The sequence below is a fragment of the Vibrio sp. 10N.286.51.E5 genome, assembly GCF_041469125.1.
Taxonomy (GTDB): Bacteria; Pseudomonadota; Gammaproteobacteria; order Enterobacterales; family Vibrionaceae; genus Vibrio; species Vibrio crassostreae_C.
Genome location: NZ_JBFRJZ010000116.1, coordinates 1 through 11532, shown reverse-complemented (window position 1 = coordinate 11532; position 11532 = coordinate 1). Strand labels below are relative to the sequence as shown.

The following is an 11532-nucleotide window of genomic DNA, read 5'->3' as shown; positions in this document are numbered from 1 at the left end:
TGGGTTCATGGGGCGGATACGAAGTAACAATAATATTTTAGCCCCTAGATTCGAGCGAACATCGACGTTCTAGGAGCTATGAGCTATGAGCTATGAGCAATAAAGCTAAGCATTCAATTTACATATCGTTTTATTGACTTATCAATTGATGCTTCAATAACTTCAAGTACCCAATCAGAATCCCGCTTTATTGGCTCATTCAAGCAGTGATGAAGCACCGTTACTACAACTTCCGCCACCTCACTCACAAACTTATGCTCTCTTACATAATGCATTGGGTATAATGACGTTCTTTCTCTTACCAAACAATAGACTTCTTGATAGTTTTCATCGATATCCTGATGTGACATGGCTTTGAAATGTTGCCCTTGAATCACATCGAAGCACAAACTAGTGCAATGGATTGTCAAAGGAGAATACTTCATTTATCACCTCCTAACCCACCACTATTAACTTTTTTCAATAGACGTTCAAATGCACTTCCATCATTCCGAGTTAAATTAGGTACGAAACGGCTGTATGTCTGAAAAAGCATCTTGGTCGTCGTATGCCCCATTTGCCTAGCTATCCACTCAGGGGCTTCACCAGCGGCAAGCATCAGAGTGGCATAAGTATGGCGCGTTTCGTATGGACGACGATACTTCAACCCCATCTCTTTTAACGCAGGCTTCCAAATTCGGTCACGGACATTCCCTTTGTCCAAAGGGTTCCCTGAAGCATTTGTAAAGACGAACTCTCCTTCCCCTGTTAACTTGAATTGCTTTTCCAAAGCCTCATAAACATGAGAGTTCATTTGAATATCTCTAGTAGAACCTGTCGTCTTAACTGTATCCATTCGCCCATGCACATAAGTTTCACGAACAGAAATTGTCTTCAAATTGAAATCTACGTATTGCCACTTCAAACCATCAATCTCTGAAGTCCGCATCCCAGTAAAGAAGCGTGTAGTGAAATACGTCTTGTAATCTTCCCTAATTTTGTCGAGAAACTGCATTACTTCCTCAATACTAAACGGCTGAACGTCTCTTCTATCAATTCTCAACGCTTTAATATTTTCAAACGGAGTTCTAAATTCATAACGATCTGCAGCTTCTGACAACATCATCCTTAATGGCGTCATCACGTGATTAATAAACTCTGCTGATAGTTTCTTACCCGATTTTGGTTTAGCTAATTCAGCTCTGAACTTCAAAATATCTGGCCTAGAGATCTGATCAATAGAAGTACTTCCAAAGTGTGGAACAAGGTATCTGTAAAGGTATAAACGAATACTCTCCTTATAGCTTTCTTTCCATCGACTTTCGTTTTCTTCGTACCACTCAGCGGCAAAGTCTTCTAATGAAATAAGAGAAGTACCTTGTGCTTCGTGTATTGCACTTTTATAACTCCCCAACATTTCTTGCTTTACCTTTTCGGCCTTACAGTCCTCCTCAAGAAATCGAGCAGCTCTACTTGAGCTTGGAAAGTAATCTCTATAGACGAAAGACCCCAGTCTTATGTCTGCATCTATCTGATTAAGCAGCTTTTGCAACTTCCTGGTATTCTGAATGGTATTAGGTAAGGCAGTCTGTTCTCTGCATCGGATATCGTTGTACCTAAAATCCAGAAATAGTTTTCCATTTCGTTCTCGTACTTTACCCATAACAGATACGCCCTCCTGCCATTGGAATTATATTTTGATTTCGAGATGCAGATTGATACAAATCCCGCTCAATTGCTTCCCAAATGTAGAGAATTTTGCGACCATTGAAAGGTCGGATGTAATGCTTACCTTCGATGAAAAGAGAGTCTCGCAATGTCGCGTTAATATAGTTGGCGCTAAATTTGATACGACTTGCGAGCTCTTTTGCAGTCAATAATGTTTGGTCCATAATGACCTCCTTATTTGCTAGCCAAGAATAACTTTCGTCCTGACAAGACAAACTATAGAGCCATTAATTCGTCCCATCAAGACGATTTATATACCAAATAATTATATAGAAATGATTAGATATAAGATAAAAGAATTATTAGAGATTAAATCGTTACGCGAAAAACGTAAGATTACTTTATCTGAAGTTGCCGAAGCCGTTGGAGTTCAAAGCTCCGCGATGTCAAAGCTTGCTAATAACAAAGGTTATACAACCACAACGACCACTTTGAATGAATTGTGTAAATTCTTCGAATGCAAGATCGAAGAGCTTATAGAGTACATACCAGAATAAGAGCCAAGTTAGATATGTATCTAGATCATAGCGATCTCTCAACTATCCCACTTCAATTTCCCCTTCCAGATGATCTATTGTTTGGAATAGGCCCCTGCTCTAAAAGCACAGTTGCTGCTAGTTTATTGAATACAGCTAGTCGCTAACTTAGTTTTGCCCCAAAACCGTTTAGAGTCGATACTCTTCTCTAAACGACGATGTTCATATTGACCAACATTTTCTAATGTTAAAAGATTATGAATAAACAGTTTAGTTGAAGGTCAATATGGATAGTAATAGCAAGGTTATCTACAAAATCACATACCCAAACGGCAAGATCTATATCGGGTCGCTTGATTTGATCAACAAAGCCGCAAAGGTCAACAAATCCTAAAAACATCATTACGTTTAAACCGCTCTTCAAGCTCGAAGGCTTCCACTTCAAAATTGTTGCAACGATACCCACGAGTCAATGCCTCAACGATATACTGAGACAAAAACTCAATCGACCCTAACCGTTGCCATTGCTGAATATGAACAAGTTCGTGAAAGTGGAGGTGCCAGCGATATCTATATTCTTCTTTCACGTAGACGGTGTCTTCAAGGGCAATCCCTGCCGCCTTGCCAAATAACAACCCCGAAGGCAGTAATTTTGGCACTTCCTTGACATAAATCACCTTCGTTTTGGCCAACAATTCATTACTGAAGTAAACCGACAAGAAAGGGACAACTTCCTGGCATGAGTTGGCGAGTGGAATATGTTTTCTATTGATTCTCCTGATATAGCGAAGTAACAGTGGCGATATCACGAGACATACTCCCCGAACAAGTGGGACTATTACTCTCCAGACGATCTTATTAACTGTCACGTGATGCCATACTCATCAAGAGATCTACAACCATACGAGGATCATCAAAAATGAGCGGCTTTTCGCCCATTAGCTTAAACTTTCCGTCACCTCTTAGAATAATCTTTTGCTGCGTTTGTTCCTTAAACGGATAGCGCCAAACACTCAGCTCAAAGCCATCATCGATATCCTCTCTATGCACGGTGCACACCTGGCTATCCAACATTACAACCAGTTGGTTGTAGTCTTTAACTAACTCATCAGAGTAACCAAAACCCATTTGCCAGAATGAATCAATGAGCCGAGGCACACTCCCCTCGTTTTGAATATTCGTAACTCTTTCATGAATCGAAATCGCGAGCTGGACACATTCTTGTTTGGTTCTATGGCTCCCGAGTACCGCACTTTGAAATAGATATAAATAGCCATCTAAAGCATGCGCTTTGCCCGCATCATGTGGTTTACCAATCAACAAGCGTGAAATATCATCGACCATTAGCGACAACAATTCTAGCTCGCCAGGTATCGGAGTGGTAATTGGAAAAGGTACAAGAGCTGATAACAGATTCTCAATTTGCCTAACGATCTCTTTATTATGGTTATTGGCGTCAACAATTGAAGATACTATTGGCAATGCCTGAAAAAGCTGGTGGTTAATACTGCTTTCCCAGGCCTGTTCTGTACCATCATCACGAATAAAGCCCCCCGCCGCATCAAAGCCATAGCTATAGTCGCCTGTATTGCCCTGAATTGTATCTAGCGCTGCGAGATTTAGGTCAATCCAATCAATGGCACGAGCATGCTCTATTCCCTCATACCACTGCTCAAACGATTCGACTAACTCTTGCTGACGTTGTCGCCCTTTACTGCCAATGATAGAGCGCTGGCTAACGAGGTGCTGATAAATCGCCAAATGCACAAATATGGGACTTATACGATTGAGGAAATCGGGATACTTTTTGGTGTAGCTATCCCACAACCCATCACAAAACTGCTTCGCAAGACACGCCGTTAAGTTTTCGTTCGTCATCGTATTTTCCCCAAAACTATCTGATTGATTCATCTCACCTCGCCAATAAAAGCCAATTTATAGGCTATCACCAACCAACTTAAACGCCTCTTCAGTTTTATACCCATCAAGGATCAAGTTGATGATGTCGTCTCTATGTTGGGAAGTAGCTTTCGGAAGACTTGCTTTGTTGGCTTTAAAAAAGTCCAACGTCATTGTCATTGCATCAGCACGTGAAAGCCTAACGGGAGGGGTAGCCTTTTGTTCCGCCGTTTCAATGTACATATCAAAATCGTCAGAGACTGAAGACCAGTCATAAGCAAACACTTCGCCTCTTAACTTAACGGGATCGAAGTACTCAGTAACGCCATTACCGCATTCACCCGCAGTCTTATTGATAATAAGGGATGTCACATCAGGTAAGCCGCGCTCAGAGGTAAACAATCGTACAACGTCAAGCTTGCGACCAGCCGACACGGGTATCGCACGTTGCACGTATTCAGCATCAGGATGTGATTCTTTAGCTCGCTTAACCAGCTCACCATAAGTCAGGCAATGCTTATGACGAGCAAGATCCACTAAAATTGGATAGTAAATTGCGGCCAACTGAACATCGTTTAACGTGATATTGGCATACAAACTTTGAACCTGTTGTTCCATTTTAACCTCTAATATTTTCATTATTATTTGCGAATTGTGTCATTCGTTCTAGCCAGACGTATAGTGAACCATCGTCTACAAATTTTTGCCATAAACCATCATTAAATCTGTCGCCTCTAATGATGGTTGTGATCACTTGAAAGCCCTCAACATAGCTCATGCGCTCAAGAAACTGCTGTTTTTGATAACTCTCTGCAACAGGGGCCCTGAGATCAGTCGCGATCAGCGCTCGATTGGGAAAATCCATCCAACGGTAATCAACCAAGATACAGCCATAGTCATACAACAGCGGATAGATAGACTCTTGCAATGAGCTTTCAGGCATACTCGTTATCTGGTTGAGCATTGAAGCAAGATCTTCAAACGTAGGAAGCATTGCCAGCAATGTTGCTTGCTCTTCAATATGCTCTCGCCAAGCTAGTTTCTCAAGCCATAACTTTGGCAATTGGCTATATCCATAGAATGCGCCAGCGAGTTGCCCGTAGATTGCAGCCGTCGTATCTGCATCAGCGCCCAAATTTGCCGCTAATAGTGCTCCTTGCTCAAAACTGCTGCTATGAGCAAAAGACCACAATGCCGCCTCGAGCGACTTAACAACAAATCCACTCCCCTCAATTTGTTGCCTTGTCTTAGTTATAAATGAACCATTCACTATCTCACGTAAATCATTGTGAATGTCTGCGCTACCCCAATAGTTTTCCAGTTGGGCGAATAATTCGGCTTTACTTAACGTACCTTTCAGGTCATCAAATATTCGATACATTAGCCAAGCCATAATTTCACAGGACTCAACAGCTCTTTTCTCCGCATGAGTGGTAACGGAACTATGCCTTGCCGCTTTAACAGCGTCATCTTCGCCGACTGACCGGAAAGAAGAATAGAAAATAGGTATGGGGGCTAAGCGCATCAAGCTGCCATTTCCGGCACTCCATTCATCAGCTGAACCTGCAATAGCAACGTTCGTAGATTCGAAAGAGGTTAAAGCGTCAAGAACTGTATTGCCGATATCGAAACATTGACCAGTGACCGAGTTTTCTCCAAATTTCCACCAAGCCGTGTAACGTTCCATTTGGTCTTCAGCGTTTTGGTTACCCACAGCCAAAAGACTGTCTGCCAAACACAACATCATCGAAGTATCATCAGTCCATTGACCTGCCTTTAAGTGAAATGGGCCACCACCTACTATATCTGTTAGTGGCGAATAGCTATCTTTGGGACAAAACTCCAGTGTTGTGCCTAGCGCATCTCCCATAGCCAAACCCGTCATTGCACCTTTCGCTTTATCTAATATAAGTTGCTTATTACCTTCGTGATTTTCTGAACGACTCAAATGGAACCCTCTTCCCGATAAATTCAACGACTATCCTATCTGATCCCTATCACTTACATAAGTGTCCCATTTTGGTACATGCCAATATTTGATACATCAATCGTCCGTTTCTTGATCCACCTCTTAACACCGCTTACTCATTTTGTTGCATTCTAGAAAATCAACCCTACAGGCATTATCAAAGGATTGGTATGCACTACGAAAGGCTAAAATCGAAACACAGAGAAGTCAGAGATCAACACACAAGATCATTGGCGGTTCGTGTCCATCGAGCACTAAGTTGGCTCAACAAAGCCGAACAATCGGGCGATTTAGACAGCCAATTTATCTTCTACTGGATCGCCTTTAACGCAGCCTATGCTCAACACATTGACCGTTCAATATTAATGAGCGAGCGAGGTAAGTTTCAGCAATTCCTTTCAAAGATTGTCTCTCTAGACAATGAGGGTCAACTGGCTGAATTTGTATGGCAGGAATATACCAACACGATACGTGTGGTTCTCAATAATGAGTTTATCTTTGAATCCTACTGGGATGCCCAAAACAGCGCCATAACTCAAGACGAATGGAAGCAACGGTGTGCAAAATCTATTCATGCCAGTCATCAAGCGCTCGCAAGTGAGCAAACCGACATTGTGTTGTCGATTGTATTTAGTCGCCTATACACGTTAAGAAACCAGCTTCTGCACGGTGGCGCCACCTGGAACGGAAAAGTAAACCGCCAGCAGGTCGCTGACTGCACCGCCATTATGGCAAAAGTCATCCCAATTCTGATTGAAGTGATGATGAATCACCCTAATGAACTCTGGGGCGACTCTATTTACCCAGTCATCGACTAACCTGCTAACCTTTTCAATTTGAGCATTTTAATGATTGAGCAGACACAAATTCCGAATAGAAAGATCAATAAAAAAACACGACTACGTTACCAAGTCATCGAAATCATCGCCTACTGGGAAGGTCGAGTCACCACTAAACACTTGTGCAATTGTTTCGATATTGGACGGCAACAAGCCTCCAGAGAAATCAACACCTATTTGAGCGAGCATGCGCCCGATAACCTAGAATACGACATGCAAATCGCCGGTTATTCAGCATCAAAAACCTTTGCTCCCATCTTTACTAGAGGGAGTGTCGACGAATACCTAAACCTGCTAGCCCTTAACGAACGCCTGGTAACTAAAGACAATCAGTCTGCACTTGGGTTTCGTGAAGTCACGTCTGTCATGCCTCCTACTAGGGCCATTGACCCCGTCGTAATGCGCGCACTGGTAAGAGCGATTGGCAAAGGTCGACGTTTAGAAATTGAATATTTATCGATGAGTTCACCAGATCCCGAAGCTCGGATTATTGCACCACACTCACTGGTCGAAACCCCTCTGCGATGGCATGTTCGAGCGTATTGTGAAAAAAACAGAGCCTATCGCGATTTCGTGTTAAGTCGCTTTATTGGCGAACCCGAAGTACTCGACGCCTCCCCTAACCCCATTGAGGAAGACACTGACTGGAACACTCCTATCTCCCTTGTACTGCAAGCAGACCCTCGGCTTAATCGCCATCAAGCATCACTCATTGAAAGAGACTACGGCATGAGCGATGGGGAACTTGTTATACCAAGTCGGTTATCACAGATAAACTACCTTATCGATGGTTTGGGGCTAAGCCTTAATCACGTGCAAACCGAGCCTGTCTACCAGCAAGTGTGTATTAAAAACCGAGAACAGCTGGTCAGTTTGCTTGGTAAGCGAGGGCTTATCAAACGCTAGTGAGACTCCATCAAAATGAAGCATGTACCAAAATTCGACACTTACGCACCAGCGTTAAAACAAGTACGGTAAGTACACAGCTCGATAACAGGTACGAATCATGAACATAGAAATTAGTGAACCAACAGGTCAGTACTTACCCGATCAAATCGTCTTATTGGGGGATTCGATTTTTGACAATGCGCCCTATGTAAATAAGGGAGAGTCGGTTTCTGAGCAATTGACAGGTTTAATCCAAACTGAGGCAATGAAAACCGTTTCTGGTGCTAACTCCACCACAACAAACGTCGAATTGCTTGCTGTTGATGGACACGTTATGGCCAACCTTCCCGGCCAAATAGCACGGGCTCGTTCAAAGACACATTTCAATATGCAATGTGCGTATCTCTCTTGTGGCGGCAATGATTTGCTCGGCTATGCCGCTTCAGGTCTACTTGATATTAAGGTCAACAACATCGGCGACGCATTGAGTTCAGTTCATCAGGTACGGGAGGGCTTCCGTAAAGAGTACAGACACGTTTTAGCCGTTGCGCTCAGAAAGTTTCCTAAACTCACGGTTTGTACTATTTACGATGCGGTACCCACATTATCTAAAGCAGAAACCATCGCTTTAGGGCTATTCAACGAGGTGATTTTAAAAGAAGCGGCTGAGCACCGAGTGCCCGTACTCGATTTACGGATCCTTTGTAATGAACCTGCTGATTACGCTCCGGCATCACCTATCGAGCCTTCAAAGCAAGGCGCCGAGAAAATTGCACGGGCAATTTTTAACCAATATACACAACGCAAATATAACTTCCACGGAGTATAAGGAATGAGCCTAAGCAAAGAATGGTTTGAACAACGCGACCAATTTATCGCACAGCAAAAAGAGCAAGGGTGCTTTACGCTAGAACAAGCACTTGAAGAGCTAGGTACCACTCTACCCTATTTTTTTGACCTTGGTATTTTAACTCAAGGTGAATTTACAACCGCAACAACAAACTTCACGCAACTGACGCCGCTAGGGGGGATATTCTTTGTAGAGCAATATCAAAAGATCTTTATCACTCCAGCCAACCTAAGCAGACTAAAACAAGCGCTCGAGAGCTGGGACAATTTCACTATTAATTACCCTTTATATCAGTCTGATATGTTGGGCAAGCTTTCAGTTAGAAACCAAACTCACATTAAGTTTGCTGTGGATGCCAGACGCTTTAAACACAAAATGACATTTCGAATTAAAGAGTCTCGCAGTGAAATGGCCGCCTTCCTGAGTAGTGAAGACACCAACCAACTATTGAATGTTTGGAATCACTTTAGCCAGTGTGTTGCCTTGATTGAAAATGACGATAAGTCGCCAACAAACACAGAAATCGCCACCGACAGTGATGCTATTGAAACACTGTGTGCGCCCTGGCACCCTCTCGTCCAACGCTATTTTCGTAGTAAAATGAATGAATTAGGTTTTGAACATAACCTAAACGTTGTAAAGCAAGAGATTGAATCCAAGTACTCCATGGCGAGCTCGGAATGGAGCGACATTGATAGCGTTTTTGACATGGTGAGACCGACTCGACAAAGCCAAGCTGAAGAGCTACCGCCAAACTCGTCAGAAGAGGTTGAGGTTCAACTTATCACTCCTAAATCTGTCAATAAATATGGTCTGGTTGAAATTGAGAGTATTGAAGCAACATACCGAAAAGTACGACAAGTTCAACGTTATAGCCCAGTTAATCCGGGCGATGTATTGCTGTACAAAAGCGCAGACCGAAAAACCGTCAAGGTCGCCTACTATTCCATTGAAGAACAACATACGTATTTATGCTCCGAGCTGTTTGCCGTGTTACGTGCCAAAGACAATGAACATTGGGATGGCAAACGACTGTTTCTTTTCCTGACCTCACGCGCAGGGCAAAGGCTGCTTGAGTACACCTTTCGTGACTTCGGTGTCAACGAACTGGCGCAGATTCGCCTCAGTCCTCGACAACTCAACAAAATCCAGATCCCGCAGCTTGACTCGCAAAGTGCAAGTGAACTTGACGACAAATACAGCCAACTCACCAATTTACTGCAACTGAAAGCTGATATTGAACAGAAAATTGCCATTTTGATGAAGTGAAATCAAAGCAACCAGAACTCGATTTAAAAAAGGAACAGTATGAGTTACCAAGAACAACAGGCAACACAGGAAGAGCTCAACACCTTAAAAAAGTTGGACAATATGAATAAAGAAGCAAAGCCGATGTACATCAAGATTGTTCCTACTTCTCCGGTATTGCCTCAAACGCTGGATGATGACTTATCAGAAGAGCAAGAGAGACGACTACTAGATAAATGCCCTAGGATTCACCTATCTTCATCCACCAGTCATGAACAAATCACGACGTTTTTAATTGAGCTGTTCGCCTATTATTTCGAACTACCACAAGAGAAAATCAAACCTGGCAGTGACCTGGCCGATGATATCGAGCGTATGGTATGGGCACGAGAACTCGGTGTGCCTTTTAAGGACGTCACCTACGGTCGGATATTTTGCAGTCAAGACGAAGATGGTAATGCCGTCGGTGGTATGGAAGATAAAGGTATCATGATTGCGACGATGTTTATGCTCGACTTTTCCGACCTTGTTGGCATTAAGGAAGTGGACAATGCAGCCGATGCGACATTTGAGGCAATGGATGATGAGTTTGGTAGCTATTACGACTGCGCTACGATTTCTGATTTGTCGGATTTGATTTTCACAGTTTGTGAAAAGCTAAAACTAACAAAGGAATAAACATGAGATATCAATGGAAAAAATTAAATAACCAACAAAAAGGAACATATGGTGAGTACTTTGCAAAAATGGAATTTACCATGTTCGGTTTCGAAGTTTACACAGCGGAAGTAGACGATAGAGGAATTGACTTTATCGCGCGCAAAGGTGGCAAGTTTTTCGAAGTTCAGGTTAAGACTATCACTAATGAAAATCAGCAATTTATTACTGAATCAAAATTTAAAACTAGTGCTAGTTTCTTGGTTGTTCTTGTTCGCCTCATCGAAGGGGAAAGCCCCACGATTAGCGTATTTTCTGGGGATATGTGGTGCTCTGAGGATGGTTTACTCATTTATAAAAGTTATGAAGGCCTAAAAAGTGCGCCTGAATACCGAATACAATTAACGAAGAGACGAGTCCCATTGTTAGAAAAGTACTCCTTTGAAAAGTTTGCAGCAACAATCCATTAATCAACCCAGATAGCAGTCTTTGAAAGGTGTTAAAAATAATTGATTAACAAATAAGGATAAGTATCGCACAGCCGACACTTTATCTGGTTGTTGAACAAGCCCGCCCTACATTAAGTAAATTGCTCGGATATGCAGAAGAAAGTCTCCCAACACTGATTGACAGACGAGCGACACCAAGAAGTAACGAGGGTCATCATTCGGTACTTGCAATCCATTCTTTGCCAAAACTCAGCTTATGCGAAACATGTAGATTAGAGCACTGAATCTACATGATTTCTGTCCAAAAGTAAGCTGAAGTCTGAGGGCTTATTGGCAACTTATTTCGTTCTTGTAAAACTAACCGTATCCATTGAACGTGGGCACAGCATGGGCACGAAAGGAACTAATTGTGCCTAACCAGACAAGAGTCAGCTGAAACAAAACCATTGAGGCTGATACGAAATGAATAACTATGCAAATGTGAGAGGTACAAAAAAGCCCACACTAGGTGGGCTTTTTTGCTTGTTCATAAAGAACGAATTTGGTGCCC

Annotated in this window: 14 protein-coding genes; 7 read left to right on the top strand and 7 right to left on the bottom strand. The window is 42.6% G+C overall.

The window, feature by feature from the left end:
* Window positions 1-113 precede the first annotated feature (113 nt).
* The 3 genes from AB4161_RS22715 to AB4161_RS22705 are packed head-to-tail and all read right to left on the bottom strand — an operon-like array spanning window position 114 to window position 1871.
* Entirely contained in the window at window positions 114-425 is a 312-nt protein-coding gene (locus tag AB4161_RS22715; RefSeq protein ID WP_017070425.1) for a hypothetical protein, read from the bottom strand.
* Window positions 422-1642 carry a site-specific integrase gene (locus AB4161_RS22710; protein ID WP_017070424.1) on the bottom strand — a complete coding sequence of 407 codons (1221 nt, stop codon included), beginning with the start codon at window positions 1640-1642 and terminating at the stop codon, window positions 422-424. The genes AB4161_RS22715 and AB4161_RS22710 overlap by 4 nt, the downstream gene beginning before the upstream one ends.
* Entirely contained in the window at window positions 1635-1871 is a 237-nt protein-coding gene (locus AB4161_RS22705) for a hypothetical protein (protein WP_017070423.1), read from the bottom strand. The genes AB4161_RS22710 and AB4161_RS22705 overlap by 8 nt, the downstream gene beginning before the upstream one ends.
* Before the next feature lie 111 nt (window positions 1872-1982).
* Between AB4161_RS22705 and AB4161_RS22700 the strand changes: the two genes are divergently transcribed.
* The gene (locus AB4161_RS22700) at window positions 1983-2204 is read left to right on the top strand and encodes a helix-turn-helix domain-containing protein (protein WP_372084396.1); all 222 of its coding nucleotides are present in this window, start codon (window positions 1983-1985) and stop codon (window positions 2202-2204) included.
* 359 nt (window positions 2205-2563) lie between these two features.
* On the opposite strand, the gene AB4161_RS22695 is transcribed toward AB4161_RS22700, so the two are convergent.
* The 4 genes from AB4161_RS22695 to AB4161_RS22680 are packed head-to-tail and all read right to left on the bottom strand — an operon-like array spanning window position 2564 to window position 6030.
* Window positions 2564-2992 carry a hypothetical protein gene (locus AB4161_RS22695; protein ID WP_372084394.1) on the bottom strand — a complete coding sequence of 143 codons (429 nt, stop codon included), beginning with the start codon at window positions 2990-2992 and terminating at the stop codon, window positions 2564-2566.
* A 49-nt stretch (window positions 2993-3041) separates the two neighbouring features.
* The gene (locus AB4161_RS22690) at window positions 3042-4094 is read right to left on the bottom strand and encodes a hypothetical protein (RefSeq protein WP_372084392.1); all 1053 of its coding nucleotides are present in this window, start codon (window positions 4092-4094) and stop codon (window positions 3042-3044) included.
* 24 nt (window positions 4095-4118) lie between these two features.
* Window positions 4119-4700 carry a hypothetical protein gene (locus tag AB4161_RS22685; protein ID WP_372084391.1) on the bottom strand — a complete coding sequence of 194 codons (582 nt, stop codon included), beginning with the start codon at window positions 4698-4700 and terminating at the stop codon, window positions 4119-4121.
* A gap of 1 nt (window position 4701) precedes the next feature.
* Window positions 4702-6030 carry an ADP-ribosylglycohydrolase family protein gene (locus AB4161_RS22680; RefSeq protein WP_372084390.1) on the bottom strand — a complete coding sequence of 443 codons (1329 nt, stop codon included), beginning with the start codon at window positions 6028-6030 and terminating at the stop codon, window positions 4702-4704.
* Window positions 6031-6221: 191 nt separating this feature from the next.
* On the opposite strand from AB4161_RS22680, the gene AB4161_RS22675 reads away from it, so the two are divergent.
* From AB4161_RS22675 to AB4161_RS22650, 6 genes are all read left to right on the top strand, one after another.
* Window positions 6222-6869: a hypothetical protein gene (locus AB4161_RS22675; protein ID WP_372084389.1), complete on the top strand. Its 648-nt coding sequence runs from the start codon at window positions 6222-6224 to the stop codon at window positions 6867-6869.
* A gap of 30 nt (window positions 6870-6899) precedes the next feature.
* Entirely contained in the window at window positions 6900-7796 is an 897-nt protein-coding gene (locus AB4161_RS22670; protein WP_372084388.1) for a helix-turn-helix transcriptional regulator, read from the top strand.
* A 100-nt stretch (window positions 7797-7896) separates the two neighbouring features.
* Window positions 7897-8607, top strand: coding sequence for a hypothetical protein (locus AB4161_RS22665; RefSeq protein WP_372084386.1), 711 nt, complete (start codon window positions 7897-7899; stop codon window positions 8605-8607).
* 3 nt (window positions 8608-8610) lie between these two features.
* Window positions 8611-9897 carry a hypothetical protein gene (locus tag AB4161_RS22660; protein WP_372084384.1) on the top strand — a complete coding sequence of 429 codons (1287 nt, stop codon included), beginning with the start codon at window positions 8611-8613 and terminating at the stop codon, window positions 9895-9897.
* A 39-nt stretch (window positions 9898-9936) separates the two neighbouring features.
* Window positions 9937-10554 (top strand): hypothetical protein, encoded by a 618-nt coding sequence (locus tag AB4161_RS22655; RefSeq protein ID WP_372084382.1) that lies wholly within the window; start codon window positions 9937-9939, stop codon window positions 10552-10554.
* Window positions 10555-10556: 2 nt separating this feature from the next.
* A complete protein-coding gene (locus AB4161_RS22650; protein WP_136979613.1) occupies window positions 10557-11003 on the top strand; it encodes a DUF4365 domain-containing protein in 447 nt (148 codons plus the stop codon).
* The last annotated feature ends 529 nt before the right edge of the window (window positions 11004-11532 follow it).

Excerpts from the sequence above, each read along its gene's own strand:
- AB4161_RS22715 (WP_017070425.1), bottom strand. The coding sequence starts at position 425 with ATGAAGTATTCTCCTTTGACAATCCATTGCACTAGTTTGTGCTTCGAT.
- AB4161_RS22710 (WP_017070424.1), bottom strand. The coding sequence starts at position 1,642 with ATGGGTAAAGTACGAGAACGAAATGGAAAACTATTTCTGGATTTTAGG.
- AB4161_RS22705 (WP_017070423.1), bottom strand. The coding sequence starts at position 1,871 with ATGGACCAAACATTATTGACTGCAAAAGAGCTCGCAAGTCGTATCAAA.
- AB4161_RS22700 (WP_372084396.1), top strand. The coding sequence starts at position 1,983 with ATGATTAGATATAAGATAAAAGAATTATTAGAGATTAAATCGTTACGC.
- AB4161_RS22690 (WP_372084392.1), bottom strand. The coding sequence starts at position 4,094 with ATGAATCAATCAGATAGTTTTGGGGAAAATACGATGACGAACGAAAAC.
- AB4161_RS22685 (WP_372084391.1), bottom strand. The coding sequence starts at position 4,700 with ATGGAACAACAGGTTCAAAGTTTGTATGCCAATATCACGTTAAACGAT.
- AB4161_RS22675 (WP_372084389.1), top strand. The coding sequence starts at position 6,222 with ATGCACTACGAAAGGCTAAAATCGAAACACAGAGAAGTCAGAGATCAA.
- AB4161_RS22670 (WP_372084388.1), top strand. The coding sequence starts at position 6,900 with ATGATTGAGCAGACACAAATTCCGAATAGAAAGATCAATAAAAAAACA.
- AB4161_RS22665 (WP_372084386.1), top strand. The coding sequence starts at position 7,897 with ATGAACATAGAAATTAGTGAACCAACAGGTCAGTACTTACCCGATCAA.
- AB4161_RS22660 (WP_372084384.1), top strand. The coding sequence starts at position 8,611 with ATGAGCCTAAGCAAAGAATGGTTTGAACAACGCGACCAATTTATCGCA.
- AB4161_RS22655 (WP_372084382.1), top strand. The coding sequence starts at position 9,937 with ATGAGTTACCAAGAACAACAGGCAACACAGGAAGAGCTCAACACCTTA.
- AB4161_RS22650 (WP_136979613.1), top strand. The coding sequence starts at position 10,557 with ATGAGATATCAATGGAAAAAATTAAATAACCAACAAAAAGGAACATAT.